44 protein-coding genes are annotated in these 26,007 nt (G+C 63.4%); 14 read left to right on the top strand and 30 right to left on the bottom strand.

Annotated elements, in window-relative coordinates:
* Positions 1-6 precede the first annotated feature (6 nt).
* The 28 genes from A6A04_RS03460 to A6A04_RS22640 all read right to left on the bottom strand — a co-directional run bounded on the left by A6A04_RS03460 (position 7) and on the right by A6A04_RS22640 (position 19,066).
* Positions 7-393 carry a hypothetical protein gene (locus A6A04_RS03460; RefSeq protein WP_068489944.1) on the bottom strand — a complete coding sequence of 129 codons (387 nt, stop codon included), beginning with the start codon at positions 391-393 and terminating at the stop codon, positions 7-9.
* The gene (locus A6A04_RS03455) at positions 390-1,043 is read right to left on the bottom strand and encodes a phage tail tube protein (RefSeq protein ID WP_068489942.1); all 654 of its coding nucleotides are present in this window, start codon (positions 1,041-1,043) and stop codon (positions 390-392) included. The genes A6A04_RS03460 and A6A04_RS03455 overlap by 4 nt, the downstream gene beginning before the upstream one ends.
* An 81-nt stretch (positions 1,044-1,124) precedes the next feature.
* Entirely contained in the window at positions 1,125-1,529 is a 405-nt protein-coding gene (locus A6A04_RS03450; RefSeq protein WP_068489940.1) for a DUF3168 domain-containing protein, read from the bottom strand.
* On the bottom strand, positions 1,526-2,023 hold the full coding sequence (locus tag A6A04_RS03445; protein WP_068489937.1) for an HK97-gp10 family putative phage morphogenesis protein: 498 nt from the start codon (positions 2,021-2,023) through the stop codon (positions 1,526-1,528). Before A6A04_RS03445 ends, A6A04_RS03450 begins: the two co-directional genes overlap by 4 nt.
* The gene (locus A6A04_RS03440; protein WP_068489936.1) at positions 2,023-2,337 is read right to left on the bottom strand and encodes a phage head closure protein; all 315 of its coding nucleotides are present in this window, start codon (positions 2,335-2,337) and stop codon (positions 2,023-2,025) included. The genes A6A04_RS03445 and A6A04_RS03440 overlap by 1 nt, the downstream gene beginning before the upstream one ends.
* Complete coding sequence (locus A6A04_RS03435; protein WP_068489933.1) at positions 2,337-2,915, bottom strand: head-tail connector protein; 579 nt, start codon at positions 2,913-2,915, stop codon at positions 2,337-2,339. The genes A6A04_RS03440 and A6A04_RS03435 overlap by 1 nt, the downstream gene beginning before the upstream one ends.
* A gap of 3 nt (positions 2,916-2,918) precedes the next feature.
* Complete coding sequence (locus A6A04_RS03430) at positions 2,919-3,131, bottom strand: hypothetical protein (protein ID WP_068489931.1); 213 nt, start codon at positions 3,129-3,131, stop codon at positions 2,919-2,921.
* A gap of 13 nt (positions 3,132-3,144) precedes the next feature.
* On the bottom strand, positions 3,145-3,480 hold the full coding sequence (locus A6A04_RS03425; protein WP_068489930.1) for a hypothetical protein: 336 nt from the start codon (positions 3,478-3,480) through the stop codon (positions 3,145-3,147).
* A gap of 54 nt (positions 3,481-3,534) precedes the next feature.
* Positions 3,535-3,978 (bottom strand): hypothetical protein, encoded by a 444-nt coding sequence (locus tag A6A04_RS03420; RefSeq protein ID WP_068489927.1) that lies wholly within the window; start codon positions 3,976-3,978, stop codon positions 3,535-3,537.
* 11 nt (positions 3,979-3,989) lie between these two features.
* Positions 3,990-5,222 (bottom strand): phage major capsid protein, encoded by a 1,233-nt coding sequence (locus A6A04_RS03415; RefSeq protein ID WP_068489925.1) that lies wholly within the window; start codon positions 5,220-5,222, stop codon positions 3,990-3,992.
* A gap of 68 nt (positions 5,223-5,290) precedes the next feature.
* Positions 5,291-5,878, bottom strand: a complete 588-nt coding sequence (locus A6A04_RS03410) for an HK97 family phage prohead protease (RefSeq protein WP_082914662.1) — start codon at positions 5,876-5,878, stop codon at positions 5,291-5,293.
* Positions 5,868-7,169 carry a phage portal protein gene (locus A6A04_RS03405; RefSeq protein ID WP_068489923.1) on the bottom strand — a complete coding sequence of 434 codons (1,302 nt, stop codon included), beginning with the start codon at positions 7,167-7,169 and terminating at the stop codon, positions 5,868-5,870. Before A6A04_RS03405 ends, A6A04_RS03410 begins: the two co-directional genes overlap by 11 nt.
* A gap of 10 nt (positions 7,170-7,179) precedes the next feature.
* On the bottom strand, positions 7,180-8,862 hold the full coding sequence (locus tag A6A04_RS03400) for a terminase large subunit (protein WP_068489921.1): 1,683 nt from the start codon (positions 8,860-8,862) through the stop codon (positions 7,180-7,182).
* Between the two features lie 4 nt (positions 8,863-8,866).
* A complete protein-coding gene (locus A6A04_RS22150) occupies positions 8,867-9,214 on the bottom strand; it encodes a hypothetical protein (RefSeq protein ID WP_172822726.1) in 348 nt (115 codons plus the stop codon).
* A gap of 629 nt (positions 9,215-9,843) precedes the next feature.
* Positions 9,844-10,509, bottom strand: a complete 666-nt coding sequence (locus A6A04_RS03385; protein WP_068489915.1) for a hypothetical protein — start codon at positions 10,507-10,509, stop codon at positions 9,844-9,846.
* A complete protein-coding gene (locus A6A04_RS03380) occupies positions 10,506-10,712 on the bottom strand; it encodes a hypothetical protein (RefSeq protein WP_068489913.1) in 207 nt (68 codons plus the stop codon). The genes A6A04_RS03385 and A6A04_RS03380 overlap by 4 nt, the downstream gene beginning before the upstream one ends.
* A 154-nt stretch (positions 10,713-10,866) precedes the next feature.
* On the bottom strand, positions 10,867-11,496 hold the full coding sequence (locus tag A6A04_RS03375) for a hypothetical protein (protein WP_068489911.1): 630 nt from the start codon (positions 11,494-11,496) through the stop codon (positions 10,867-10,869).
* Positions 11,493-12,338 (bottom strand): hypothetical protein, encoded by an 846-nt coding sequence (locus A6A04_RS03370; RefSeq protein WP_068489909.1) that lies wholly within the window; start codon positions 12,336-12,338, stop codon positions 11,493-11,495. The genes A6A04_RS03375 and A6A04_RS03370 overlap by 4 nt, the downstream gene beginning before the upstream one ends.
* A complete protein-coding gene (locus tag A6A04_RS03365) occupies positions 12,335-12,964 on the bottom strand; it encodes an SAM-dependent methyltransferase (RefSeq protein WP_068489907.1) in 630 nt (209 codons plus the stop codon). Before A6A04_RS03365 ends, A6A04_RS03370 begins: the two co-directional genes overlap by 4 nt.
* Positions 12,965-13,082: 118 nt before the next feature.
* Positions 13,083-14,495, bottom strand: coding sequence for a DEAD/DEAH box helicase (locus tag A6A04_RS03360; RefSeq protein ID WP_082914661.1), 1,413 nt, complete (start codon positions 14,493-14,495; stop codon positions 13,083-13,085).
* The gene (locus tag A6A04_RS03355; protein WP_068489903.1) at positions 14,492-15,256 is read right to left on the bottom strand and encodes a phage antirepressor N-terminal domain-containing protein; all 765 of its coding nucleotides are present in this window, start codon (positions 15,254-15,256) and stop codon (positions 14,492-14,494) included. The genes A6A04_RS03360 and A6A04_RS03355 overlap by 4 nt, the downstream gene beginning before the upstream one ends.
* A gap of 305 nt (positions 15,257-15,561) precedes the next feature.
* Positions 15,562-16,101: a RuvC family protein gene (locus A6A04_RS03350; protein WP_068489901.1), complete on the bottom strand. Its 540-nt coding sequence runs from the start codon at positions 16,099-16,101 to the stop codon at positions 15,562-15,564.
* A 9-nt stretch (positions 16,102-16,110) separates the two neighbouring features.
* Positions 16,111-16,905 (bottom strand): hypothetical protein, encoded by a 795-nt coding sequence (locus tag A6A04_RS03345; RefSeq protein ID WP_156612450.1) that lies wholly within the window; start codon positions 16,903-16,905, stop codon positions 16,111-16,113.
* A 122-nt stretch (positions 16,906-17,027) separates the two neighbouring features.
* Positions 17,028-17,504, bottom strand: a complete 477-nt coding sequence (locus A6A04_RS03340) for a helix-turn-helix domain-containing protein (protein WP_068489897.1) — start codon at positions 17,502-17,504, stop codon at positions 17,028-17,030.
* A complete protein-coding gene (locus A6A04_RS22145) occupies positions 17,501-17,653 on the bottom strand; it encodes a hypothetical protein (protein ID WP_156612449.1) in 153 nt (50 codons plus the stop codon). Before A6A04_RS22145 ends, A6A04_RS03340 begins: the two co-directional genes overlap by 4 nt.
* Positions 17,654-17,834: 181 nt before the next feature.
* On the bottom strand, positions 17,835-18,314 hold the full coding sequence (locus A6A04_RS03330; RefSeq protein ID WP_068489894.1) for a phage regulatory CII family protein: 480 nt from the start codon (positions 18,312-18,314) through the stop codon (positions 17,835-17,837).
* Positions 18,315-18,389: 75 nt separating this feature from the next.
* Positions 18,390-18,815: a hypothetical protein gene (locus A6A04_RS03325; RefSeq protein ID WP_068489892.1), complete on the bottom strand. Its 426-nt coding sequence runs from the start codon at positions 18,813-18,815 to the stop codon at positions 18,390-18,392.
* Complete coding sequence (locus A6A04_RS22640) at positions 18,815-19,066, bottom strand: carph-isopro domain-containing protein (RefSeq protein WP_172822725.1); 252 nt, start codon at positions 19,064-19,066, stop codon at positions 18,815-18,817. Before A6A04_RS22640 ends, A6A04_RS03325 begins: the two co-directional genes overlap by 1 nt.
* 370 nt (positions 19,067-19,436) lie before the next feature.
* On the opposite strand from A6A04_RS22640, the gene A6A04_RS22635 reads away from it, so the two are divergent.
* The 5 genes from A6A04_RS22635 to A6A04_RS03300 all read left to right on the top strand — a co-directional run bounded on the left by A6A04_RS22635 (position 19,437) and on the right by A6A04_RS03300 (position 21,475).
* Positions 19,437-19,883, top strand: coding sequence for a S24 family peptidase (locus A6A04_RS22635; RefSeq protein ID WP_172822724.1), 447 nt, complete (start codon positions 19,437-19,439; stop codon positions 19,881-19,883).
* A gap of 172 nt (positions 19,884-20,055) precedes the next feature.
* The gene (locus A6A04_RS03310; RefSeq protein WP_068489887.1) at positions 20,056-20,442 is read left to right on the top strand and encodes a hypothetical protein; all 387 of its coding nucleotides are present in this window, start codon (positions 20,056-20,058) and stop codon (positions 20,440-20,442) included.
* Complete coding sequence (locus A6A04_RS03305) at positions 20,426-20,827, top strand: helix-turn-helix domain-containing protein (RefSeq protein ID WP_082914658.1); 402 nt, start codon at positions 20,426-20,428, stop codon at positions 20,825-20,827. Before A6A04_RS03310 ends, A6A04_RS03305 begins: the two co-directional genes overlap by 17 nt.
* A gap of 2 nt (positions 20,828-20,829) precedes the next feature.
* Positions 20,830-21,246, top strand: coding sequence for a DUF6941 family protein (locus A6A04_RS22140; protein WP_156612448.1), 417 nt, complete (start codon positions 20,830-20,832; stop codon positions 21,244-21,246).
* A 7-nt stretch (positions 21,247-21,253) separates the two neighbouring features.
* Positions 21,254-21,475 carry a hypothetical protein gene (locus A6A04_RS03300; RefSeq protein WP_068489883.1) on the top strand — a complete coding sequence of 74 codons (222 nt, stop codon included), beginning with the start codon at positions 21,254-21,256 and terminating at the stop codon, positions 21,473-21,475.
* A 5-nt stretch (positions 21,476-21,480) separates the two neighbouring features.
* Here A6A04_RS03300 and A6A04_RS03295 read toward each other — a convergent pair whose 3' ends face one another.
* Complete coding sequence (locus tag A6A04_RS03295; RefSeq protein ID WP_068489881.1) at positions 21,481-21,759, bottom strand: hypothetical protein; 279 nt, start codon at positions 21,757-21,759, stop codon at positions 21,481-21,483.
* 12 nt (positions 21,760-21,771) lie between these two features.
* Positions 21,772-22,074 carry a hypothetical protein gene (locus A6A04_RS03290; protein ID WP_156612447.1) on the bottom strand — a complete coding sequence of 101 codons (303 nt, stop codon included), beginning with the start codon at positions 22,072-22,074 and terminating at the stop codon, positions 21,772-21,774.
* Between the two features lie 214 nt (positions 22,075-22,288).
* Between A6A04_RS03290 and A6A04_RS22135 the strand changes: the two genes are divergently transcribed.
* Genes A6A04_RS22135 through A6A04_RS03260 form a run of 9 tightly spaced genes read left to right on the top strand, consistent with a single transcriptional unit; the run spans position 22,289 to position 25,967 of the window.
* Positions 22,289-22,453, top strand: a complete 165-nt coding sequence (locus A6A04_RS22135; RefSeq protein WP_156612446.1) for a hypothetical protein — start codon at positions 22,289-22,291, stop codon at positions 22,451-22,453.
* 3 nt (positions 22,454-22,456) lie between these two features.
* Positions 22,457-22,645 (top strand): ribosome modulation factor, encoded by a 189-nt coding sequence (locus tag A6A04_RS03285; protein ID WP_068489877.1) that lies wholly within the window; start codon positions 22,457-22,459, stop codon positions 22,643-22,645.
* The gene (locus A6A04_RS22130) at positions 22,642-22,779 is read left to right on the top strand and encodes a hypothetical protein (protein WP_156612445.1); all 138 of its coding nucleotides are present in this window, start codon (positions 22,642-22,644) and stop codon (positions 22,777-22,779) included. Before A6A04_RS03285 ends, A6A04_RS22130 begins: the two co-directional genes overlap by 4 nt.
* On the top strand, positions 22,776-22,988 hold the full coding sequence (locus tag A6A04_RS03280; RefSeq protein WP_068489875.1) for a hypothetical protein: 213 nt from the start codon (positions 22,776-22,778) through the stop codon (positions 22,986-22,988). Before A6A04_RS22130 ends, A6A04_RS03280 begins: the two co-directional genes overlap by 4 nt.
* On the top strand, positions 22,988-23,161 hold the full coding sequence (locus A6A04_RS22125; RefSeq protein WP_156612444.1) for a hypothetical protein: 174 nt from the start codon (positions 22,988-22,990) through the stop codon (positions 23,159-23,161). The genes A6A04_RS03280 and A6A04_RS22125 overlap by 1 nt, the downstream gene beginning before the upstream one ends.
* Positions 23,161-23,499 (top strand): hypothetical protein, encoded by a 339-nt coding sequence (locus A6A04_RS03275; RefSeq protein ID WP_068489873.1) that lies wholly within the window; start codon positions 23,161-23,163, stop codon positions 23,497-23,499. Before A6A04_RS22125 ends, A6A04_RS03275 begins: the two co-directional genes overlap by 1 nt.
* Before the next feature lie 10 nt (positions 23,500-23,509).
* Positions 23,510-24,286, top strand: a complete 777-nt coding sequence (locus A6A04_RS03270) for a hypothetical protein (protein ID WP_068489871.1) — start codon at positions 23,510-23,512, stop codon at positions 24,284-24,286.
* 11 nt (positions 24,287-24,297) lie between these two features.
* A complete protein-coding gene (locus A6A04_RS03265) occupies positions 24,298-25,467 on the top strand; it encodes a recombinase RecT (protein WP_068489869.1) in 1,170 nt (389 codons plus the stop codon).
* 2 nt (positions 25,468-25,469) lie between these two features.
* On the top strand, positions 25,470-25,967 hold the full coding sequence (locus tag A6A04_RS03260; protein WP_068489867.1) for an ASCH domain-containing protein: 498 nt from the start codon (positions 25,470-25,472) through the stop codon (positions 25,965-25,967).
* The last annotated feature ends 40 nt before the right edge of the window (positions 25,968-26,007 follow it).

Raw genomic sequence — 26,007 nt, 5'->3', positions numbered from 1 at the left:
ACGGTGCTACCCGCGCCCGGTGAGCCGCCGCCAGAGCCGACTCAATCGGGTCTGTGGCGGCATCGGAGGGTTTGCCGGTTCGGGCTCCTTCGGAGCGCCCTGGGGGCCGAAATAGGCGGCAACCAGGGCGGCCTGAACGGCATCGACGGACGGATTGACCGGCGGCGAGGCGGCAAAGACGCGTTGGTCATCCCAATCGGGGTGATGGCGCGACAGGCCGATGGCCACCATGTCGGCCAGGGCGGCAAGATCGCCGGATAGCGCCATGGCCTGGCCTTCGGCCCCGAGTTCGGACCGGATGCGAGCCAGAGCCGCCCAATCGAAGCACAGCGTCAACCGCTGGCCGTCCACGGTGATGGGCGCGTCTCCGGTATACGGGTTCGCCACCATCATTCGTCCGACCAGGTCACGGCGCCGGTGATCTCGATGGTCGCCGAGCCCGACACCTTATCGTCAACCGCACCCGCCACGCTGAATTCCAGCGCGAACCCAGCGAAGGTCGCATTGGTCGCCGGGGCCGTGGCGCTGGCGTCGGAGAACACCAGGGCGAAATTGGTCTCGGCCCGGCTGGCCCGGGCGGCGCGGAACGCCACCTGTCCGGCATTGCCGGGAACGAAGTTCAGGCTGAAGCTGATCTGGCCCTCGTCGGGCAAGCCCATCAACTTTTCCTGTCGGATGGAATCCAGACTGGAGGCGTTGATCACCGCCGCCGAACCGCCGGGGCCAGAGAAGTCGGTGATTTCTCCAATCGGCTTGTAGCCGGTGACGGTGAAGGACGCCGCCACCGCGTCGGTGGTCATGTCGGCATCGACGGTGCCCTCGGCATTGCCGGTCACCGTCATGTCGGTGGCGGTCAGCGCCGAAATGAAGAACGGACCGGGATTGTCGGTATCGCTGGTGGTGACAATATCGCCGACAGCGAAGGTGGCGGTCCAGTCGCCAGCGGCCCGGATGATCTTGTGGGTGGTGGCGTTGAAGGTCACCGACACGCTGCCGGTGGAGGACTGGATGCCGAGCTTGGTGCCCTGGGTTTCGATGGCCATCGTGGCTTTCTCCATGGAAAAAGCCGCCATACGGCGGCTTGTGGTGGAAGGTGAACCTGCGGGGGAATCTTGCAGGTTCTGTTATTCGTCGTGGGTAACCATGAAATCCATGCTGACCCGGTACAGGGCCGGGTTTACGTCGCCCTCATAGAGGTCTTGATCCGACACCAGGGCGATTCCGCCGACACGGACGCCACCGATGGCGCCGCGATATCCATCAATGGCCTGCCTGATGGTGGTGGCCAGCGCCTTTGCCCCGGCATAGGTGGTTGCGTAGGCGTCAATCTGGATGCGCGGTTGCGCCATGCCGGTGGGGCCGGTGATGGTGCGCCAACGGGTGCCGCTGATGCGCTGAAAGGTGACAAAGGGCGCCGTCACCCGCTGCGGCGCGGTCATAGCGTAAATTCGGGCGCTCGACCCAGAGCCCACCAGGGCGGTAACGGCGGATGATGCCTTCAGCAGCGCGAGGATGGCGGTTTCGCTCATTTCTTCTGCGCCCTTCCCAGCTTCTCAGCCTCGCGAGCAATGCCGGATGCAAGTTGCTCCTTCATCTTGCTCACCGCCTTGGCAAAGGCACCATCCACGGCGGGGCGGAACCAAGGGCGGGCGGCAAGTTGCGTGCGAGCATTGGCGCCTTTTGATCGGCCTGGCCCGGCCGTGTAATGCATTCCTGTGCCGAACTCCATGAAATAGCCCCAAAATGCATCGCCAGTATCCACACGGTACATTGCCGAGCCCTTTGGGATATTGAGTTTTAGCCGGATGACCCGAATATTGTCGCGGAGCGACCCGTACTGTGCCGACATCTTCGACGGTTCGTCGCCGACGGGTGCAGCCGCCTTGACGGCTGAGCGCATCACCATAGCCCCTGATCTGGTTGCGGCCCGAAGCACCTTGCGCTCGACATTGACAGGTAGCTGACGGAGCGCCTTGCGTGCCTCGGCCAAGCCGGTAACCCGCGACAGGGTGGTGGTCGCCATCACTGCACCGCCTTGACCTTGAGTTCCAGGCCTTCGCGTCGGCCGATCTCATCGACAGCGAGGATATCCCAGGCCTTGCCGTCATAGATGACCCGGTGAACCGTCGTCACGTCAGAGCGCCAACGGATGCGAAACCGTGCCTGGGCCTCGGCATGCACGGCGGCGGCGCTGTAGGCCTCCTTTCCGGCGCCGGGCAGGAATTGCGCCCAGACGGTGGCAAGATCGGCCCATGTCTCGGTAACGCCCCCCAAGGCGTCGGAGGATGTCGTCAGCGCCTGGATGGTGACACGGCGGTCAAGACGCCCGGCATCCATCAGCCGAAGCTCCAGAGGCGGTAGGGCGACAGCAGAAGGCCGAATGTCGGCAGGTCATTGACGACGTTGCCGATATTGACGGTTTCACGGTCGCGGTAGAGGGTTCCGATTAGCAGCAGCATGGCGGCACGGATCGGGGCCGGGACATCACCGGCGGCGTCGCCGTAGCCGCAGGTCCAATCCACGGTGACAGCCACCGGCTGGCAACGGGTGGCGGGCCAGGACGCCCCCCAGGCCGGAGTGACCCGGCCGGGCTCGGATTCGGCATCGACCACATAGGCCGCCTGGTCAAGGGTGATGGTGGCGCCCGACCCGTCCACATAGGTGATTCCGTCAACCGCCTGAAGCCGTCCCTTGGGCAGGCGGAAATCATCGGGGAAGCGGTCGTCCCAGGACAATTGCCACGACTGCGTGATCAGGGCGCGGCCGGTCAAATCCTCCACGTGCCGCCGGGCCGCCGCGATCAGGCTGGAGATCAAGGTATCGTCGTCGGACCCGTCAACGCGCAGATGGGCCTTGGCCTCGCCAAGCGTGATAGGCTCGACGGTCGGCGCGGTGACCAGGACGGGGATGGGCATGATCTACCTGCGGGCCTTGCCGGTCTTGATGATCGCCGTCTTCGGCTGGGGCAGGGTGGCGACTTCCGGCTCCGACACCGGCTCCTCGCCGCCGATCTGCTCGGCATAGCCGCCCTCGATTAAGGCGTAGGCGCGGCCGCGCTCGAAATCGACGATCTGTCCGGGCTGGAATGACCCATCCGGGCCGGCCATGGTGGTCTTGAGCCTGATCTTCATGTCACTCTCCCATTCAGTTTGCGGCGACCATGCCGACCGCTTCCAGACGGGCCTCGACCTCGGCCAGACGGGTCTGGAGATTCGCGACGACCTTCAACAGGGTGTTGCCCTCGTCGGCGGTGGCAAAGCCGAATCCGGTGTTCTGCACCAGATTCTGGATCGCGTAATCCGGGGTTCCCGGGGCGGTGTGGGTGATGGTGGTCAACTGCGCCGTCAGCGCGGCGCCCTGGGTACCGTTGACGGAGATGATGGCGCCGGTCTCGATGTCGATGCTGCCGCCGCTGGTGATCACCAGACGGTCGCCGCCATCGGTCTTGTAGACCTTCGGCTGAAAGGTGGGGTCGGTCATGGTCAAATCCCTCTGGAAAAGGTGGGCCGGGGGTAATGCCCCGGCCCTGTTTCATCAGGCCTCGGCGGGCTCGATCAGGGTGTCGCTGTCGATGACCGTGCTGCCCTGGGTCACCGGCATCACGCGGGGACCGTACTGGATGGCGATGACGCCATCCTTGACCGCGTTGGCAGTGGCGGAGGTAAAGACCGCGCGGACATAGCGTTCGCGGGGCCGGTAGACGTCCAGCACCAGCAGCTTGTTATCGGCGTCCGACGCCCCCGCGGTGAAGGTGGCCGAGCCCGAAAGGGTCGCCATGCCCGATGTCGAGTTGGCGGTGTTCTGCTGGGCGGTCAAGGTGACCACGGACGTGTCGGAGACATCGCCCAGGGCGGCTATAAAAACCACGCCTTCGTAGCCGCTCATGTCCAGTATGTCGGAAGCGGTGGCGGCCTGTCCGGCGGTAACCGCGTTGGTGACGCGAGTGATCTTCACGTCCTTGAGCAAAGAGGGGTTCATGTCGTTTCTCCTCAGCCCAGCTTGACGCGGGCGAAAGCCTCGGCCAGCACCGGGGCACCGTCCGATTCCAGGCGGCCGATAAAGCCGTCCTGATTGGTTTCGGCATACAGCTCGGTGAGCCGCTGCACGGTCATGTCGAGTGCGTCGGCAATCCAGTAATGGCTGAAATCGCCGAACAGGCCGACATACTGGCCGGTGGTGAAGGTGTTGGGCGCGTATTCGCTGATCATCAGCGGACGGCCCATCAGTGTGTCGGGCTCGCCGTCGCGCACCGACTGTCGCCAGAGATACTGACCGTCTCCGTCCTTGATTTTGGTGATCTGCTTGACCGCGTCGCGGTGAAACAACCAGTCGGCCTTGGTCCAATAGGCCGATTTGACCGCGAACTTGGCCTCGATCAAGCCATCGAAGGTGATGGCGGTCGAGGTGTTGCCGGTGGCGACATCACGGGCGGTGCCGATGCCGTCATTGCTGGCGGTGAAAACGCCCAGCGGCTGGCCAGAGCCGGAACCGGTCAGGAACGCCTTTTCCTGGGTGATGGCGAACTTGTAGGCCAGGCGCTGCATGACGATCTGCTCGATGGGCAGGGCGCCGACCCTGATCAGCTTCTTGCTGATCTTGATCCGCTTGGCCAAGGGCGTCGGCTTCAGTTCGCGCTTGCCGAACCTCATCGCGGTGTCCTCGGAGCCGGTGCCCAACTCCTGGGTCCATTCGGCATCGTCGATGTCGGTGTCCAGCGAGGGGGCGCCCATGCTGGTGGACGAGGTCAGACGGAACTTGTTGGCACGGGCGCGGATGAACACCGCGTTGTCCACCGCCTGGATCAGGCTGGTGACGAACTGTTCGGGGGCGATCAGATAGCCGCCCTCGACATTGCTCCCGGCCTGCAGCGCCCGGAATTCCTCGGCGCCTTCGCCGGTCAAGCCGCTCATGCCACCGCGCAGATAGGAGCGAAACCCCGCCATCTGAAGGTCGGCCTGGGTGCGTTCCTCGCCGCCGGTCTTGCCCTTGGAGCGCTGCTCCTCGACCTCACGACCGGCATTGGCGCGGTCCACCTCGACCTGGCGTTCCTCGGCCTCGATCTGCTGGCGCAGACCTTCCTGCTTGTCGAACATGGCGGAGTGGATCGCCAGTTCCTCGTTGGTCAGGTCGCGCTTCTCGGCGCCGGCCTTGTCCATCAGGGCGCGCATATCGGCGCCGATCTTGCCCCGCTGCTCGCGGAGGCTTTTCAGCTTCTCGGACATATGGTCTCTCCATGAAAAAAGCCCGGCGGAATGCCGGGCTTCGCGTCACCGCCTCCGGGCGGGATCGGTCAGGCCACGCTCGCCATTCGGGAGCGGGCGATGGTCATGTTGCTGGGGCCGGCGGGCGGAGTGGTCTGGGAGGCCTGCCACGACCGCAATTCGCGGACAGCGATATCGGTCTGCGGATAGGCCGGAAACACCACCGGAGAAACGTCGAACAGCCGCAGCTTCTTGAGGGTGCGGATGGTTCGGCCCTCGTCGTCCTTGGCCCAGTCCTGGCCGCCGGGGCGCACCGAGAAGCCGAAGCTCATCTGAGTGACGTCGCCGCGCTCCATGCTGACCATCAGATCGCGGGCGAACTGGGTGTCCGGCGGGTCGATTTCCACCGCCAGACCGCGCGCATCCTCGGACAGGCGCAGGGTCTTGGCAACGGTGCGGCCCAGGATGAAGTTGGAGTCGTGATTAAACAGGGCGCGGACATCGTCGGTCTTGACCGCGTCGGCGAAGGCGCCGGGGGCGATCTGCTCGCGAAAGCCTCCCAGATCCTCCGACAGCTGGTTGAACACGGCGGCATGGCCGCGCATGGTCTTCTTGCCGTCAGCACGGGTCTCGAAGGTCAGGCCCTCGACCACGAAGGCGCGGCGCTCAATGTCCATTTTCGGTGGCCTCCTGGCCGGTCAGTTGCTCCAGCGCCCGAGTCGCCTGGGCGGCTGGCTTGAGCAGGATGTCCATGATCTTCTCGGCCGGGGCCATGTTGAGTGGCTGCAGCCGGCTATCGCCGCCAGGGATGGCGGGCAGATTCATCAGGCGGCGGACCTCGTTGGGAGTCATCAGGCCCCACTGGATCATCAGGGCGTAGCCCTCCATCCGGGCCTTGAAGTCGCCGCGCAGCAGGCCGTCAGCGTTGAATTCGAAGAAATAGCGCTTGCGCGACTGATCGGTCAGAAGCGCCCGGTCAAGGGCCTGCTCCCAAACCTCGAACCAGGGCCTGACGAAGTAGGTCAGGAAGCCGATGGATTGCTGCTCGATCCCGGTGCCCCAGGAGGTGGACTTCTCGGTTTCGCCGATCAGATGGGGAGGGATTCCGAAAATCTTGCTGGCGATGTCTGCCACCAGAGTCCGGTAAAGCGCCACCACCTCGCCGTCATGGTTGGTCTGCCCCAGGTCGACCGGCTCCATGCCACCGTAGAAAAACGCCAGACGATGCGCGTTCTCCAGGCCCAGATGCTGCTTTTCCCAGGCCTCGCGCAGAGACTTGATGCTTTCCGGCGTCATGCCAGCCGGTGCCTTGATGCCTTTTTTCGGCATGGCGTTGTTGGCGAAAAACCGGGCCAGGAATTCAGCGGCGGCGATGGCCAGGCCGATCATTTGGCGATTTTGGACGACCGGCGAAATCCCGATCAGGCCATCACGGTCGAACGGGCGCCGCTTGATGTGAAGCACCTCTCCGGGCAGCAGGATTTCCGAGGGGCCTTCGGGCGGGTTGTACTGGTAGGCATGGCCGCCGGTTCGGCGACGATAGACGCCAACCCGCGACGGGTGCAGCGGTTCCAGCGCCACTGGATAGGCCCCGGCCCAGCGGATGCGCGAATAGGCGTTGCCGTGCTGGCAGAGGTGGAACACGCCCTCCTGGCGCCATTCCGCCGAGGTCTGCCAGGAATTTGGCCTGTCATGAACCAGGGCATGAAGAGGGTGGTCTGTCGCGCGCTGTCGGGCATCATCACCAACTCGCTCGAACAGATCCAGCGGAATGGTGCCGACCATGTCGGCCATGAGGCCGACCGAGGCGTACACCGCCGGGCAGTTGAGGGCAGACTCAGGCGTGACGCTGACCCCCGCCGCCGTCGATGACAGGGCGCCGAACAGATCGGCCAATACCGGATCGCGCGGGTGACGCGGATCGACGACGCCTGACCGGCGTTCGAACAGGCGGCCGAAGAATCCCATGCTTTATTCCTCAGAATCCGCCTATGGCGGCGACCAGTGAGTCAATGTTCACGGCCCGAGCTTGCGGGTTAATGGCCATCAGAGACACAGCGCTGAACATCGCCATCAGCGGGTCAATCTTCGCCGTGCCGCTGGCCTGCTTAGTGATGAGGATGGCATTGCCTTTCGGCTCAACCCTGGCATTGCCGACGCACCACGCCATCAAGGGGCGGCCACCATGGATGATGTCTCCGCCTGCAACCTTTCGCTCGGTGGTCTTGATAGCCGCGCCCAGGCGCCAGCCCTGCGAGATTCCCACAATCCGCTCGATGTCCATTTCTCGGGCCGTCAGCTCATCGACGATATCGCCAATTCCAGCGGCATCGACCCCGACGCCCTTTTCGGCCAGAAGCCCGGCATCCTCGATCCGGAACACCAGATCAGCCACCGCCTGCACGTCGTCACCCGGCTGGTTGACGATGGTCAGATCGCCGTCGCGCTCAAAGTCCCGCAGCTTCGACGCCTCGGACTTCCGGCGCTCCAGCACGATCTGGTGCGCCCAGGCGTGGTGCCAGGACAGCCAGCGCCGCGTCTCCCGGCACCGGCCCATGACGCAGAGCCCAAGCAGATCATCCAGGCCGCCGCCGTCAATGCCGACCACTACCACCTCGGAGCGCTCAAGCAACGCATCCAGGGTCAAGGTCTCGTCGGCCCGGTCAGGCCAAAAATCGGCCCCGGCCCAGCGGTCGGAGCGGAGGTTCAGCCCGATCTCTACGTTGAGGTGCTTGGCCAAGAAGCCGTTGAGTGATTCCGGCCCTGCCCGTTCAGCCTCGGCGATTTTGTCGAGCAAGAACTGGTGATCGACCGACGCCCCGAGGTTGGGGTTTGTGATGCCGAAATTCTCCGGCTTTCGGTAATCTCCGCTCTCCAAAAGCCGCTTCGGAAACTCGTATAGGACACCCATCGACCTGGGGGCGATCAGCTTGCCGTCGCGAATGTCGCGGAACCGGTCCAGCGATTGCTTGAACACGCCAGCAGGCGGCTCGTCGCTCTGGGTTGATAGCCCAATGACAAAGCCTTCTGGGCGGCTGGCAAGCCCACCGGTGGCCTCCCGAAGCATGTTCTCAGCATTACCGCGCTTTCCGAAAAGCCAGACCTCATCCACCAGGATGCAGGATGCCTTTTTCCCGGAAACCACGTCAGAGTCGGCGGCAACGATCTTGAGAGTAGCCCCGGTGGTGCGGTGTTCGATAGTTCGCTGGTGCGGAATGGCTCGAAGCAAAACCTCAAGGTCAGGATCGGCGCGGACCATGTCCATGGCGGGCTTGGCCGAATTGTTCGCCACCTCAATAGTGGGTGCCAGGATGATCAATTCTGCCGACATCCGCCAATTTCGCAGAAGGGCGGTTATCATGATCCCGGCGGCGATGGTGGATTTGCTGTTCTTCTTGGAGATCAGGAGAAAAAAGTCATTGATGAGGCGGCGCGCGTTCGCGGCGTCATAGGCCCCGAACACCGCCGCGACCAAGTCGAACACCCACGGCCTGCACGCCTCTCCCATCGTTGGGCTTCCGGGCGCGTCCACGATCCGCAGCCGCTTGAACACGTCCAGGGCAGCGGCAGCCTCGTCGGGGAACAGCGGAGGGCACGGCACCAGCGAACGGCCGGAAAGGATGCGATCCTCCCAGTCCGGGCAGGCCGTTGTCCAATCCATCGGGTCACCCGTTGTTGATCAACAGCTTTGGAGCGGCTGGAGGAGCGAACGGATTTCCGGCGCTCGCAGCAGTTTTCGCAGCAGCGTCGGCCTGAGCCTTCTTGCCCGGAGCCGATGCCGCCGGTCCTGCCTTCGTTTCAGCATCAAGAACGATCTGGGCAGCCCGAACCCGAAGCGCCATGTCAACGTCAGTGCTGTTGAACACCGACTCCAAGAACTCCTTCGCGCTGACGGACGCCTTCGATCCCGGCTTGGCCTTGGCCAGAACCTTCTCGGCCTTGGACATCGGCTTCGGCGCGCTGGCAGACTTCTTCGGGCGGCCGGCTCCGGGACGGGCACCACCACGCGGCATCTTTGATTACCTCAAACTGGCCGAGTCGTGAATTCAAACGGAAAGAAAAAACCTCTGGATGGGAAGGGCGGCGGTACGCGGCCGTCAGACCCCCAGAGATTTACCCCCCCCTACCCCCTTCGCGAACCCCTGATCCCTCGCGGTGCGTCGGTCGTGGCACGGCTTGGCCATGAGGCGGATGTGGGATGGGTCGAAGAACAGGTCGGGCCGCTCCCTGGCGCCCTCTATGTGGTCGAACACTGCTACAGGCGTTGACGGGCTGGCCTCCCGCTCGTACAGGACGGTCAGGCATCCGCAACCACACTCGCACCGGCCTCCGCGCTCGACGTAGAGGGTGGTGCGAAGCTGCTTCCATCGGCTGGTCTTGTAGAGCTTCCGAATCGGGTCATTGGCCCTGGCTCGGTCCAAGTCGGCCCGACGCACCGCGTCAGCCTGCTCACGGGTCATTGGCTGGATGACGGAGCCCGTCCGACTGTCCAGCGTTCCGAGGCGCGTCCTGAGCATCGACAGCCTCGGCATCGTTCCTCCGAAACGGAAAGCGCCCGGAAGCTGGTGGGCTCCGGGCGCTAGATCGTCAACGTGCATTTATGACATCGCACAACATATTGAGGATGTCAACGCTCATCGCATCATGCGGTGTTCTTTCTCCCCCTCAGCAGCACCTGGGACAGGGCATCGAGGCCGCGGCGCAAGGCGGACAGGGCGGCGGACCGCTCACCCAGGACCAGGCCATCTGGAGCGATGTTGTCGATCAACACACTGTCGATGACGGCAAGCACGAGGCGAGACTGTCGGCAGGACAACAGGGCGGCATCGGCATCAGCCATGCGCTGGCCAACGCGGATCACTGCGTCGTCGGTAGCAGCGTCGGAGGCCTCCTCTCCCTTGTCCCGTCGCTCCAGCGCCATGCCCTGAGGGTGGCGGCGGGGAAGGCCGACCATCCGGTACCACCGGACCCACAGGGTGCGATACTCCTCGGCCGCCGCCTCCATGTCGGCGGTGATCCACTCCTCCGGCCCGGAACCGAAGTCACCAACCCGCCGTTCCCTGCTTCCGTCGTTGTGAGTTTTCCAGGTCAGCCGCCCAAGAGCCGTCCCGGCCCCAGGGTCGCGGCAGATGGCGGAGACGGCTTCGGAGCCGTGGTGGATCAGCGCTTCGACGTCGATCCCCAGAGCCGTGGCCCGCTGGGCCAGCGCGGCAAGGGGGATGATGTGATCGGTCTGGACGCGACGCGCTCTCCCGTTGGGCTCCCGGTCGATAACTGGCTTGCGGTTCCGGCCTCGTTTTCTGCTCATGCTTTCCCCCTTTTAGGCCGGGCGCCGTACTGGCGCGTAGCCTCGTTGATGATGGTTTGCTTGGTCCAATCGTCGTTGATGGTGTCAAGCCACAGCACCACTGGCCCATGGTTGCGCCATGCATCTCTGGCCATCTCCATCAGCTCGGCTATATCGGTCGGCCCGGACTGGACGAAACGGGCGAGGCTGCTGCGGATGCTCATCGGGCCATCTCAAGGGCCGCGCGAGCAGCGTTCGCCATCTCAACGGCGATAGCCACCCAGCAGGACCGATGAAGATGCTTCGGGCCGGACCGCCGACCGCCGTACTGGATCAGCGGAGACCCGGCGGAGGCGGGTTGTTTGCAGTGGGCGCAGATCATCGCCGCGCCTCCTGGGGATGCAGCGGCATGGCATTGGGGCCATTCCCGCCGATCAGGCTGGCGATGCTCTCTCCCCGAGCCCGCGCTTCCCGCACACGGGCCAAAGCTTCCCGCTCGGACGGCGACAGCCTGGCTTCCCAGGCGGCGTGGCGCTTCGCCTCATCTCCGGCAGTGTCCCGCTTGGCATGGGCGGCAATGTGAGCCTGAGCAATCTGGCGGGCATTGGACCTGGGCCGCGTCAGATCGGATACCACGGCGTCGACTTCGCCCTTGCTCGGCAGATATCGGGGGTGGCGGCGGGGGACTTCGTCGACGAGCCTTGTCAGCAGATCGGGCGGGCACTGGGCAACCGACGTGGTGATCATGCGGATGTAGCCGTCCGGGTCATCGGGCTTCTGTCCGCCATAGCTGGCCACGATCAGGCGGGCATGCTTGGCGGCGATTTCAGGATCGCAGCGTCCGAGGGCGGCGGTCATCTCGGCCACGATGGCCCGGCATTCCTCGGCCGGGATCAGAGGGTCGTTGTCGGCGATTGTCGGGGCACTTCCATTGAGGCTTTCCGCCAGAATTGCGCGGTGCTTCGCCGCGACGGGCATGGACAGACGGGCGGGAGCAATGGCGTTCATTCAGGAGCCCTCCTGGCGGCAAGCTCGGCGTCAAGGCGGTCGAATGCCGCTGATGCCGATTTGGGGTGGGGACGGTGGCTTCCAACCGGGACGGCATCACGGCAAGAAAGCTTATTGCTTCGCTCCACGCGTCGATCAGCGATGGCGCGGTCGAAATACCTCAGCGAGGCAGGAACCCATGACGGGTCGTTTTTGGACAAGCGCTCCCGGTCGAGAACGGCGTTCACGGCCGGATAGATGTCCAGGTCAGGGTCGAAGCCGTCAGCAAGCCACGTCGCAGCGCGGTCGAGCTTGCTGAGCCAGTGGGCGGCATCCAGCTTCGTGAGATCGATCCCCATCAGCGAGAGGACCGTTTTGCCGACAAGGCGGGATTGGTCGAGAACAGCGTTCACGTCCGCGCGCGCAGCAGCAGCAGTATCTTCATTAACTTCATTAACTTCATTAACTTCATTCTTCTTCGTTCGGACGTCGTTCGGGGAGCGTTCGGGGCTCGTTCGGACGTGCGTTCGGGGAGCGTTTGTGGAAGGTTGATAATCTGCGTATTTACAAACGGTTATGACTGTGATGCCCGTTCGGACCTCCGTTCGGATAAATCCGTTTTTCTCAAAATGTCTTAGCCGGGCATGTGCGGTCGCCTTGCTGCACTCCCATGCTTGGGCCAGGAACGATGTGGCGAAACAGCATTGGCCCCGGTCTAGGCTGATTAGCTTTCCGGCCACCCGCGCGGTGGTTGGCTCCCAAGCGGCGTTGGTGATCAGCCAAATGGCGGCGTATTCATCGTCTTTTCCGCGAAACTGCGGGTTACCGATCAGGTCGCGGTGCAGCAGGATGAATCCGCTCATGCCACCACCTGATAGTCTTCGTCCCGCTCCAGCCGCTTCCGGCAGGGCGCTATCCAGAACATGGCGGTGTCATTCACCCGAACGTCGGTGCGCCAGACGATCCAGCAATAGCTGGTGGCGCTGCTGGAGGATTTATCCAGCCGCCCCTTGACCATCGGCACGCGCTCAGCGAACTGCATGACAGCCCACGGGCGATGGACACTGAACAGGCTGGCGTGGCGCTCGACGCCCTCCAGGAATGCGGTTCTCACCAGCATCGCAACACCCTGCCGGGCGATGCCCAGGCCGCGGTGAACGAACTCGGCGGCCAGCCGAAAAGGCGGGTTGGTGATGATCCAGTCCGGTTCGACCGGCGGCGGGGATGGAAACAGGAAATCCATCACCTGGCCAAAGCCATAAGGGTGAACATCGCTTGCGGTGACGGACCCGAAATACTCAGCCAGCGGCCGGGCCATGTGGCCATTCCCGCAGGCTGGTTCCCAGGCGGATAGACCGCCGATTAGGCCGGAGGCAACGACCCGCTCGCATAGGGCTCTGGTGGCCCATGGCGGCGTCGGGAAATAGTCCAGGCTGTCGGCCGGCTCCCGGCGGCGCTGCATGACGGCGGTGGAGGTGTTCTGGCTCATTCCACGTCCCTCCGCGCTACACCACCGGCGGAAGCTGGGTAGCCAGCATCTCCTTTCGTTGTGGCACTCCCGCCGGTGGCGATCTCTGTGTCAGAGCAGACATATCCGTATGTGCGGCTCATCCCACCCTCCTATCCTTGGCCGTCCGCTCGATCCACGCCTTGTCGGAAATGCCCTTGATCTTGGCGATGGTGGCGATGTGCTGGCGGCTGGTTACGTGCTCCAGCACCTTGACCAGGGGAAGGCGGTGGATATCGTCGATGGCAAGGCGGCCGACCGAGGCGAAGGCATTGCGGTCGCCGGGGGTGATGATGGCGGTGCGGGCTGGGTATTTGGTGCCGCAGCTCGGGCATAATTCTCCGGCTTCAGCGGATCCGATGACGCGCCAGCAGGTCGGGCACCTGATAGTTCCTGGGACCTGGCGCTCCAGTCCCTTCACGCCGCCATCCAGGGTCCACGGCCGGTCAGCATCGATCATTCCGTGGGCGGCGACGTTGCGCACCAGATCGATGATCAGGGCCCGGCCTTTGTCGGTATGGGGCGTCAGCGGGCGCCCAGCCTGCTGCATGAAAAGCTGGGTGGACTTGGTTGGGCGGGCGAGGATGGCACAGCCGACCTCTGGAAGGTCTGTTCCCTCGCTGATCAGGTCGCAGCTCGTCACCACCTGGACGCTGCCGTCTGCCAGACCGTCGAGGGCGGCGGCGCGCTGGGCGGCTGGAGTGTTGCCGTCGATGCTGACCGCCCGCCATCCGGCGGCGCGGAACGCCTCGGCAGTGGCCTCCGCATGGGCAACTCCCGCGCAGAACACCACGCAGGATTCGCCCTGGGCGAAACGGCCATATGCCCGAAGCGGAGCGCGGATGAAATCAGGATTGTCGAGGAGGGCCTGAAGCTCCTCCTGAGCAAAGTCGCCGCCACGGGTCTTGACGGTGGAAAGATCAATGCGAGTGGGCGGAGCCAGCACGGCGAAGTCAGCCAGATAACCAGCCTGGATCAACTCGCGCATGCTGGGGCCGCGAACAGCCTCGTGAAAAACGTCCCCCAGGCCCTGGCCATCAGAGCGGAACGGCGTGGCGGTGGAGCCGAACAGCAGCGCCTTGGCCATGGCTTCAGCCAGCCGCAGCCACTTGCCCGCAACCGCGTGATGAGCCTCGTCCAACCACGCCATATCAAGGGAGAGAAGCCAGCGGGCGGTATCTGAGCAGCCGGAAGACAGGCGGGCGAGCACTGTGTCAATGCTGGCGACATGCACCTTGTGGCTGGTGATGGTGTGGCCGGGCATGATGGCGCCGTGCGGGATGTCTTCGCGGGATAGCGCCAAGGACGCCTGTTTCAGCAGCTCGACGCGATGAACGAAAGCACCGACGTTCCACCCGGCACGGCCCGTGACCTGGCCAATGACGTGGGCGGCAATCCTGGTCTTCCCTCCACGGGTCGGAACCACATTGATCGGCGAGCGCTTGCGCATCAGGCAGGCCAGCGCCTCGTTGACGGATTTTTTCTGATAGGGGCGCATGGGGGCGAGGCTCATGGCAGCGGCCTCCGAGCGATGATCTTGCCCAGCACGTTGACGACGCGGCGCCCGCCATCCGGATCGGAGACGAGGCCGGTGCGGTCGCCATGGGGCCGAGAATGGTCGTAATAAGGGGCGGCATGGGCGACGATCATCTTCGGCTCAACGCCAAGGCGCTCGGGCCAGATGGCCATGACTTCCATCCCGTTGCCGACGTGATGGTCGGCCATGTCGAACCACACCGCCTCGCTGTCGATGATCACCATGCCGATGCCGTCGCGAACCACCGGGGGCGGCAACAGAAGTTGACGGGGGTCTGGATCACGGCGCGACTTGCGACGGAAGTGGGCGGACACCGGGACCGCGTATTCCGGGCCGGGGCGAACAGCGGTGGGACGCGCATCCAGCGCCTTGCCGTAGAAATGCCGGAACAGCACGTCATAGGCCTCCTCCTGATAACGGATCAGGGTGTCTCGGACCTCGGGCTTGACGCGCTGGGCCGACACGCCGAACAGCCAGCCGTTCATTTTGTCGAGGGGGAGAGTGATCAGTTCGCGGGTCTTCCCGTCGGCGGCAACTGTGGGTGTAACGACAACGGTTGCCGAGAGAACGGGGTCGCGTTTGATGCGCTGAAGCTGTCCGGACCAGTCCAGCCCGAGGGCATCGCTGATAGGACGGACGGCGACGTGCGGCTTGCTGCCGTGCCAGAGGCACAGGATATCGGCGCCGCAGAAATTGACGGTGGCGGGAGTCGGATTCGTGGTGTGGGAATGGGTCATGGTCGTAGCCTTGTGCTCGCGTTGAAACGCGCCACTCGGGCTGCTTTCCATGGCCGCCCTGGTGGCGGGAGCGTTGGAAATCCGGCACAAGTCGGACCCCCCTACTTTCCCTTTCGGGTGTTGTATCCGGGGGCGCCCCGCCATAGGGGATTCATGCTCTGGGCAAATTCCAGGCATGAAAATAGCCACGTAACTGTCGGGGTGGCTGCCGCTTGTGCTGGAGTTTCCGTCCCCTCTGCTTTCCACGGCATTGGGGAACTCCACCACCAACATGGCACCAACCCGGATTTCGGTCAACGGGGTCATCATGTGGCCTCCCTCCGCCTGGCGCGCTCGGTATGCACCAAGCCGCAGCCATGTTCCCAAAGGGCAAGCGCATCGCCGTGGTTGTCATCAATCGGCGTCCACCCACGGGCCTTGCAGGCGGCGATCATCTTGTCCTTGGTGGCGCGGCCATGCCCGGTGAATGTCAGCTTGACGCTGCTGGGCTGAGCGGTGCGCACCCATGGGATACGGCGGCGATGGCAGATCAGCTCCGTCACGGCGGCAAGGCCCATGAGCTTGATAGTGGTGGCGTGGTTGGCTTGTTCCGGGAGGATCGGGGCCTCATAGATGACACCGGCCGGATTGAGGTCGGCCAGGTGACGGGCCAGCCAATCGCCGTAGAGGGACAGGAAACGCCCGACACTGCACCCCGGCTCTCCCGAGCGGAATGTTCCGCCGAGGGGCTCGGGCGGCAGCGAAGCCGCCCGCTCCAGTTCAGTCGGAGGCGGCGCGGCCGGAATAGGCGCATAAGCCCATCCGGTCACGGTCGCAAGATCGAGTGCCAACAGCCCCCCCGACATGATCGCCCCCTACTGCGCGGCGGCGAGGGTAATGACGTTGGTTTCGGCCATGGCCTCCACCGCGACGTCTTCATGGTCCTGGTCGTCACCGTAGCCGTTCAGGGAGGTGTCATCGGAGGCGTGACCCTGAGCCCATGCCTTCGCCAGAGGAGACCCATCGGGATAGGGGTTTTCGTCCAGGCCATCGCCGGCAGCCAGCTTCCCGGCTTCGATGGCCTCATGATAGGCATGCCCGCTATTGTCGAAGGACTCGTCATCGGCGGCGGCGGCGGCGGCCCAATCGGCGTCCGGGGCCGTGGGCTCGGGCTCCTGGTCCGAGACGGCATCCCCATCCGAGGTGCTGGCGGTGATCTCGCTGGGGCCATCGACGCCCTCGTCATCGTGCTCGGAATCGCCCTCGTCCTGGGCAGCTTTCTCGAAAGCGTCGGCCTGGTCGGTTTCGACGGCGGCGGTGGCGTTGATCCAATCCAGCTGCTCACCAACGGTCAGGGCGTTGAACACCAGCTTGAGACCGGCCCGGATGCGCTCTCCATCGGTGTCGTCCATTTCGGCGGCGAGGCGGTCGCGCTTGTAGATCCGATAGCCGAGGTCGAGATCAGTGCGGGCGGTGTCGGTCCCCTTCTTGAGGCCGCGCCAGATGGCGGTGCGCTGCTTCTTCAGCGGCTCGACGTGCTCGGCCAGCAGGGCGGCGATCTTGTCCTCGACGCCGTAAAGCTGTTCATAGGCGGAGTTGATGGCGTCCAGCTTCTCGGCCGGCGAGAGTCCCGGTTCATTGCTGCTGGCCTTTTTGCGTCCTCGTGCCATGGTGGCGGCCTCCTGAATGGTGACTTGATTGACGGGGGTCTTCATTTTCTTCGCCGCGAGGCGATCATGCTTCCGCTTAAGCTCTGCGATCCGGTCGGCCTGGGAGGTGATCCTGGCCATGATCAGAAATCGTAGATGGAGGAGACCCCGCTGGACCGTAGCGGGGCAGGGCTTGAGATAACGCGGCGCAGGTGACGCAAGGCTTTGGCGGAGTCCTCAAAGCGATAGCCGCGCTCAACCATCAGGCGGCTGAAATCATCCGGGCTGAGGCGAGAAACCGACACTGTCGGGGCGCCGTCATTCTCCCGAGCCAGGAGAAGCGCATCCCCCCTCCGGTTGTCGAACAGCAGCATGGCGGTGGAATAGGCCCCGACCGTCACCACCCGGTAATGCTCTCCGCCCTTGATGGTGATCCGTCCGGCGGCGTGAAGGGCGCGAAGGTCATTGCTGGCCGTCTCCAGCGAGCATCCGCAGGCCGCGCCCAACTCTTTCAGGCTGGGGCAGACCCGTCCCTCGCGAGCGGCGGCGGTCAAGACGGACGCCATGACATCGCGGCGGGAATCAGCGGCTCTTTGCTGGGCATTGCGGAAAGTTGTCATTGCGCGATTCTCCAGAATATGGCCTTGCCCGCGAGCATGGTCAGGCTGATCAAAACCAGGGCGAAGGCCCCGGCCATCACCATCAGGCGGATATCATCGTCATCTGGGTCGGGCGGAAAGCCGGGATGGTCGTTGCTCCAGTCGGTCATGCGTCCCTCCATTCGGAACGATTGAGCATCATGGCGGTGCCAATGGCGGCCGTGACCTCCGCCAAAGCGGCGTCAACGCGGGGGCCGGGTACGCCGGCGGACATGGCCTCGGCGATCATCTCAGCAGCGTGGCGCCGGGTTCGGGCTGGGCTCTCGTCGAATTGGGCGGCGCGGTCGGGGGTCATTCCGAGGCCTCAACGTCTTTGGCCAGCCGGTCGAGGGTTGACCGCGCGATGCCGATGCTCCGCAGAATGTCGGCGCGCTCGGCGGCGGTGAGCATTGATCGTCCCTGGCTGTCAGGGTGGCGGGCGGCGCGAACCTCGCTGGAGATGTCTCCCAGATTGCTCAGGGCCTGGGCTAGCCGGTCGAACAGATCTATGGGCGTGTGGTTCGGGGCGCTGCCCAGCGCCTCAACCGCCCGGCTCAGCTCGGCGTCATAAGCCTCGCGAATGGGGGCGGGCTGCCCGGCGATGACGCAGGCGGCGTCCATGGCGATGGCCTGGTGCAGGGGGATGCGGTGCGCGTCGTCGTCGGGGTCGGACCATGACCGCGCCAGCCGAGCGCTCTTGCCCGTCGCGGCCTCGACGCCAGCGTCCAGCAACATGCCATGGGCGCGCTGAATGGCATCCTCAATGGACAGCGGGCGGCGGAGTTTGGTCATGTGCATTTTCCCCTGCAATCGGTACACGAAACTTGACGCGCTACCTGTCATGGTTGGGCGCATGGAAAAGCGAGATCACATTCGGATGGGTGAGGAGGTGGAGGGGCTGGGCTCGACGCCCTGCCCCTCCTGCTCTACCGTGGGAGTTGCAACACCGACCACGACAGGATTGATGCCATGAGCACTGATGACTTCCAGGCCGAGTGCCCGAAGTGCGGGCACAAGAACGGAATATCGTTCCGGAATCTCAGCCCCCATGACGAGATGGACTTGGTTTGCCGGGGCTGCGGCAACGAATTCCGAGCGGATACCGATGGAATCTGGGAACGCGTCTATGAACTCAGAAACTATGACGGCCCTATCGCCAGCCCCTTCCGCCGAAAGCAGGATATCTAAGGCCGCGAACAGTTCCTTGAAGCTGTTGATTCGAATCCAGGCGCAGCAGTCCGAAGACCGGAAGCCCTCGTTTACCGAAAACGGCATGTCCGGGCGTCTGATCATCACGCCGCCCTCCCGTCGTCAGCCGGGGGAGTCCAGTCGGTCGAGGGCCGGGCGGCGAGGCGGGCCAAAACGTCCAGGGTCACCCCCTCAATCCCCCGGCGCTTGGCGGCGGCGATCACGTCAAGCCAGCGGCTCGCAGGGATGCTGTTGCGGTTGCGCCAAGCCCTGACATTAAGCCCAGTCTCTCCGATGTCGGCGGCGAGGGCGGTTGCTGTGCCCCAGAGGGCGATGATGTCGGCGAAGGTTTTCATGGGCGGAACGATACGAAACATATCACGCGAGGTCAATATGATTTGTATCAATAAACCCGATACGATATGTCACATGGACACACCCGGAAACAGACTTCGCCACCTACGGGTTAAGGCCGGATACGATAGCGCCTCTGATTTTGCGCGGGCGCATGGCATCGAGGCCGTTACCTACAGAAAGCATGAGTCAGGTGACAATGGCGTCAGGCCAGACGTTGCCGCTCGATATGGGAAAATTCTTGGAGCCCCCGCGTCGTGGATACTTTATGGCGATGGGAATGAGCCTGACCCTATCTCTCGCGGCCTGTCCGATCCCACGCCCACCCATCCCTCTCCGCCGCCCCCTTCCGGCCTTTCCGAGGCCGCCGCCGTGTTTTCCCCCATTCCGCTCCCCCATCCGAGCGAAATGCGGGGGTCGCTCCCGGTCTACGGGGTCGCCGCCTGCCACAACGGCCACAGCGGCTTCGAAATGAACACCGGAGAGGTAGTGGACCGCGTGACCTGCCCTCCGGCCCTCGCTGCGGTCAAGGGCGCCTACGGCCTCTATGCCGTTGATGACTCCATGGAGCCTCGCTACTTCCACGGAGAGCTGCTGTACGTCAATCCGGCGAAACCGGCCCAGGCGGGCAGCTTCGTCGTGATCCAGTTTCGGCCCGAGCACGAGGGCGGCGCCATCCGCGCCATCGTCAAACGCCTAGTCAAGCGCACACCGACCAAGCTAACGGTCGAGCAGTACAACCCGCCTGGGACATTCGACGTTGACGCCGACGAAGTGATGTCGGTTCACCGCATCATGAATGGTGACGAGCTGTTCTGATGGCGATCCGGCGAACAGCCGGTGACCTAGCGGCATCGGAATGTGGGGGTAGAGATTGACAAATAAGTCAACTATAGCCACTCTTCTTGAGCAAGGTCGGATCATCCGGATACCGGTCGTCCTGGAGCCAGGGGAGATTCCTCATAGGCTGCTCTATGGAACGCCGGATTTCATGAAATGGTTTCGCTCCGTAGTTCCGTCCTTGCCGCGTGATCGCGACGTGGATCTGACGCCAAAGCGTGCGCTGGACAACCTGTTCTGCGATTTCGTAACCGGAGTTTCGTTGGAGACGCCAAAAAGCATCCGCGAGATCACCCCGCACAAGGCTGGGATTTGGGAATTCAAGACATTGGATCTCAGGGTCTTCGGATTTTTCGAGAAGATAGACCTATTCATCGCCACGCACGGGGCGACCTATGACGAGACCCATATCCCGCACCCTAAAACAGGGGAAACGCTTTTCACGCATTCTGAGTTTGGGGCGAAAAGCGCCAGCGTGGCGAAGGATCTTGGAACTACAATAATCTGTTCGGGGAAGTACGATGACGTCATCAGATGAATCCAAGGAAGATCGAGATTTCAGGAGGTCTCGCTTTATTGGTCGAGTGCGACGTGAGTTGAAATTGGCGCTGCAGGACGCGGCGAAGAAGGGCGTGACCCAGAAGCAGATTGCGGAAGCTTTGGGGGTCAATCCGTCAGTCATCACGCGTCGCCTGAATGGGTCTGCCAATCTGACGCTGGCCACTATTGGCGATCTTGCCTGGGCTCTTGATAAGTATCCGCGTCTCAGGCTGTTCAGTGCGGCGGAGCTTGAGAGCAATCCAGGGTCAAATTCTGCTGAGATGTATAAGACAAGAGTTTCTGGTGGTTACCTTGGCGCGTCTAAGTCGGAATTGCTCGTTGAGTCCGGAAAGAAGACTAAAATAACTGTAATAGAGGCGTGATCATGTCGCGTTTTGTGCACACAATTTTTTGTGATGACATCCGCCTTGAGGAAGGGAACAAGTTTAGCCTTATGGGGGTGCTTGGGTCTGATTTGCAGCTTCCATCGATTCCGATCATTGTTCCTAAGTTCTGTGCCGTCGTTTATATTTGCACGCCAGCTTCCAAGCCATTCAATAGCGTCAAAGTTAGAGCTATTTATGGCAAGGAAACAGTAGCTGAAATGGAACTCCCAAATCTTCCTGATGTGCAGTTCCTAGAGCCACCAGGAAAAGATAGTCTGATCATGGCTGCCGTTCACATGGTTATGTGCCCTTTTGTCGTTAACTCTTCTGATCATATCCGGATTCGTGTCAGTCTTGATGGTGGGCGCGAGATGAAGGGTGGGGGTTTGAAAATCCACGCTTCCAACGCCAGATAATTTTCTTTTGCTTCCCATCCTCAAATGGCTCGGCACCGGGGCCGGGATCGCGGGCGCCCTGCTCGTTGCCCTCAACATCCCCGCATCGGGCTGGGGCTTCGCCCTATTCCTGGTTTCCAGCTCGTCCTGGGTGGTCGCCGCTATCATCATGCGTGACCGGCCGTTGCTGGCGTTGAACGCCGCCTTCACGGCGATCAATGTGTTGGGGATAGTCAGGTGGCTTGGGTAGCCATATCAGCCCCCATAATTGCCAGCGATATAGACGAACCCTTTCGACCTCATGCATGACCTGAAAATACCGTCTTGGATTGCTGCAATTTCAAATCCGCTGCGACGTAAATCACCCATTGGAGCCGCCTTCTCTGCCTCAAACTGGCACTCGTAAAAGGCCTGATCCACCGCCATATTTGCCCTCGGACTAGGCTTCCATTCCCCCAGCTTCTGCTCAAGGGTCTTGCACCCAGCCAGCGCCGCCACCAGGGCGATAGCTACAGGCAATCGCTTTAGAGTCATTGCGCTCTCCCCTTATGACTTGGCGTTGAAGTTGTGGTCGCATGATCCGCACATTGGGGCCGTTATCGGACAGTTTGCCCCACAGGCCGGACATGGTTTGCTGTTCGCTGCCGTCCGTAGCTCCGACTCCGCGCCTGCCGTCTTGATCTTGCCCGCGATCACTCCCAGGCCGGTCACCACCATTCCCAACATCGCAATTACGAAGTCCAAGCGTTGCACTGCTTGTTGCGGCGCGGATATCGGATCACTTCCAAAGCCGCTGATCAGCGCGATCAACGTGACGATTTCCCCAACCACGATCAAAGCGACATTCATGATGGCCCCCAACATCTCCTTTTGATGGTAGATTGTCTCACGCCGAACTGCGATATGCGCGATACAAAAAATATTGACACGAAGCGATACGTTTCATATTGTCTCCCCATCAGCCACCGCTGATCCCGTCTCAGACGGGCGTTTCCTCCCCGCGACTCGGGGCCGGCGTCCAACCCGGCCCCACCTTTCGGGGGAGAGAGAAGGGGAGAAGACGATGATCGAGAAATACCAACCGCGCTATTTGGCGTATTGCGCCGAACACGGCATGACGCCTGAAGAAATGATGGCGCACGACCTCATCCGCTTTCCCGGCGGGAAAATGGCCGGATTTCTGATCTGGTCCCGCAAGGCGGCCAAGAGCGCGCGGGGGGAGGGCTGAGCCATGTCCATGGTCAGCGACGAGTGGAAGGACGGCATCGAGGCGGCCCGGTGCGGCCATAGCTCCGAAGCCTGCCCACACCCCTTCGGAACCCGCGCCGCGAACGATTGGTCGCGCGGCTGGCGGATGGATGCCAAGCCCTGCGTCACCACCTATCCCGGTCCTGACGCCCAGCAGGAAGCCCAGCCATGATCTTGTCCCCCGCCATGAACAGATGGGTCGAGGAACGTGTTGCCGAGGCCCGCGCCATCCTCGCCTCCCCCCGCAGCACCGACAGCCAGCGCAGTGTCGCGCGGTTCGTCCTCGTGACCTGGAGCGCGCCATGAACAATTCGCACGTTCACCCCGTGATGTCCGCCTTCCTGGGGCCGTTCCTCCGCACCGTCCACGACAACGCCCTGACCGACGCCGTCGATCATGGGCTGGTCGGGAGCGAGGCCGACGAATTCGCCGACCGCGTGACCTCGGTCACCGCCGAGACCATCGAGCATCTTGAACGCCAGCGGGATCAGATGCTTGACGCGGGGGACCGGTGATGGCCCGCCCGCCGCTGCGCTGGATCATTCCCGCCGTGATGGCTGCCGCCGGTCTGACCTATGTCGGCGCCTGCGCCATCGAGGCATGGGCCATCTTCTCGCCGACCCTCAAGGCGCTCTCGCGGTTCCTGCTCGGGGCATCCCTGATCTTCTCGACGGCGGTGGTGTGGTGATGGCTACCCCCCGCATCGACATCCCCGAGGAGGGGTACTACTTCACCCGTCACGTCAGGGGTGGGCCGCGCATCCCGGCGCGCATATGGCGCAGCATCGCCACCGATCCGGTGACCGGCGAGACGCTGGACCGCTCTCCGTTGCTGCAGGCCGAGATCGGCGGCAGCCCGTGCGATCCCAACGTCATCTGGCCCCGCGTCTGCGGCCAGGAAATCACCAAGGCCGAATTCGACTATCTGACCGCCGAGGCGGAATGGTGTGCCGAACACGCGCCCAACGACCCCGCCGCCAACCCCCGCCGGGCGATCAGCCCGCTCACGACCCCGACGCTTTTCTGAGGAGCCGACAATGAACCATATGACCGCCGATATCGGCCATAATCAGCCCCCGTCCGACATCGATATCCTTCGCGGACGCCTGGCCGAGGAAAACGCCGACGTTTTGGATCGACGCGACGCCCTGATCGCCGCCTGCGACCGCATCCCCCCCATCACCACCGACGAGATCGCCGGAAAGGTGGGCGACCACATCAAGCAAATGACCGCCTGCATCAAGGCCGCCGATGGTCGCCGGGTTGCCGCCAAGGAACCGTTCCTCGAGTCCGGGCGCGCCGTTGATGGATTTTTCAAGTCCATCACCGATCCGCTGGATCTGGCCAAGAAGGCCGTTGAGCGGAACCTGACCACCTTCCTCCGGGAGAAGGAGGCGGCCGAGCGTCGGCGGCGTGATGAGGAGGCCCGGATCGCCCGAGAGGCGGCCGAGCGCAAGGCTGCTGAAGCCCGCGCGGCTGCCGAGGCCCTGCGCTCGGAAACCGACCTGACCGACGCCCTGGCGTCAGAGGCCGCCGCCCAGCAGCAGGCCGCAGACGCGGCCAGGGCTGAGAAAGAGGCTTCGGCCAAGGCCGCCGACCTGTCCAGAACCCGTGGCGATTACGGCGCGGTCTCGTCGCTCCGCACGACCTGGGAATTTGATGGCCTGAACCGGGCCGAAATCGACCTGGAGGCCTTGCGCCCCTATCTGCCCCTCGATGGGCTGGAGAAGGCCGTTCGTGCCGCCATCAAGTCCGGTGTCCGCGAGCTGCGTGGCGTCAACATCTTCCAGGCCACCTCGGCCACCGTTCGCTAGGAGCCATCGACATGAGCAGCAACGCCGTTTCCCGCCCGTTCGACAAGGGTAATCTCGTCGCCACCATGCAGCCCGGCGGCGGTGGGGCACTGACCTTCGCTCCGGCCGACTTTTCCGGCCTGATGGAGGTAGCCAATCTGATGGCGGCGTCCGGCGTCGCCATCCCGAAGCACCTCCGCCAGTCGCCTGGAATGTGCCTGTCCGTCGCCATGGTGGCCTACCAGAACGGCTTCAACCCGTTCCTCCTGGCCTCCGACACCTATGTGGTCAACGACGTCCTGGCCTACGGCGCCAAGGCCATCTCGGCCATGGTCAACAACTCCAATAAGATGGAGGGGCGGTTGCACTATGACCTGTCCGGGTCTTGGCCAAATCGGGTCTGCACGGTGACCGGAAAGATCAAGGGCGACCCCAACCCCAAGGTGCTGCCGATCCAGGCGGCCACGATCACCACGCGGAACTCCCCGCTGTGGAAGCAGCAGCCCGATCAGCAGTTGATCTATTTCAGCACCCGCGCTTGGTCCCGCGTCTACATGCCCGAGGTGTTGCTCGGGATGTTGGCCGACGACGAGGCGTCGGAGCCGATGCATCAAGGCCCTGACCGGGCTCGCGACATCACTCCGCCGCGCCCGACCCGTGCCCACTTTGCCCAGGATGCCCAGGTGGTCGATGCCGAGCCCCAGCCCGAGGCGGTCGATCCGTACCAGTTCATCGATACCGATGGCGAGGTCCGCGAGTTCGACAGCCCGCATGACTTCGCCCAGGCGGCCATCTCGGCTTTCGGCATTGTCCAGTCCCGCGAAGGAGCTGATGACTTGTGGGACGGCGTGAGCCCCTATTTCGACCGCATGACGGCCGAGGGGGCTAATGATGCCGCCGAAGCCATCCGGACGGCCGGGGAGGATGCTTTTGCCCGGCTGGCCCCTCCGGTGGTGGATGAACCCGCCCCTGTCGCCCTGACTATCCCGGTCAAGGGCAATGGCCTTCCAGATCATGCCGCCTTCCTCGGAGCGCTTGCCGAGCGGCTGAAGCAGGCCAAGACCGTGGAAGCTTTCAATTGCTGGCAGGAGGCCAATTTCGCCGCTATGGCCGAGTCCGAGGGCGCGGTACCGAAAGCCTATGCGCGGCTGATGGAGATCATTGACGCCAAGAGCGCCGAGTTGCTGAGTGCCGGGGCCTGATCATGCGCGCCATCACTCTCCACCAGCCCTGGGCCTCGCTGATCGCCATCGGCGCGAAGAAGTTCGAGACGAGAAGCTTCCCTCCGCCGTCCAAGCTGATCGGCCAGCGGATCGCCATCCACGCGGCGGTGCGGAAATGCTGTCTTGACGACCTCGAACTTGACGTGGAATCCGCCGAGATGATCTCCGACGCACTGGGGAAATCTGCCTGGAACCACACTCTCCCCCACGGCGCCGTGGTCTGCACGGCGGTGCTGGCCGGTGCTTACAAGGTCGCCAGCCTGGTCGAGGACGAAGCGGGCGGAACCATCGCGCTGTTCGACCTCAATGCCACGCTCAAGGGCTCGCCGTTCTCGTCGAGCCTCGATGTCGATCCATTCGGAGATTATTCGGTCGGCCGCTGGTGCTGGCTGCTCAAGGACGTGCAGCGCCTGCCCGAGCCGGTGCCCGCCAAAGGCAAGCAAGGCTGGTGGGAATGGTCGCAGAACGGCCCTTTGTGACCTCGGTTCGAATGATTAAAAGTTGTGCAATTTGCCCCGA

This window comes from Paramagnetospirillum marisnigri (assembly GCF_001650715.1).
Lineage (GTDB): Bacteria > Pseudomonadota > Alphaproteobacteria > Rhodospirillales > Magnetospirillaceae > Phaeospirillum > Phaeospirillum marisnigri.
The sequence above is the reverse complement of the archived record's forward strand: the minus strand, read 5'-3'. Positions and strand labels throughout refer to the sequence as shown.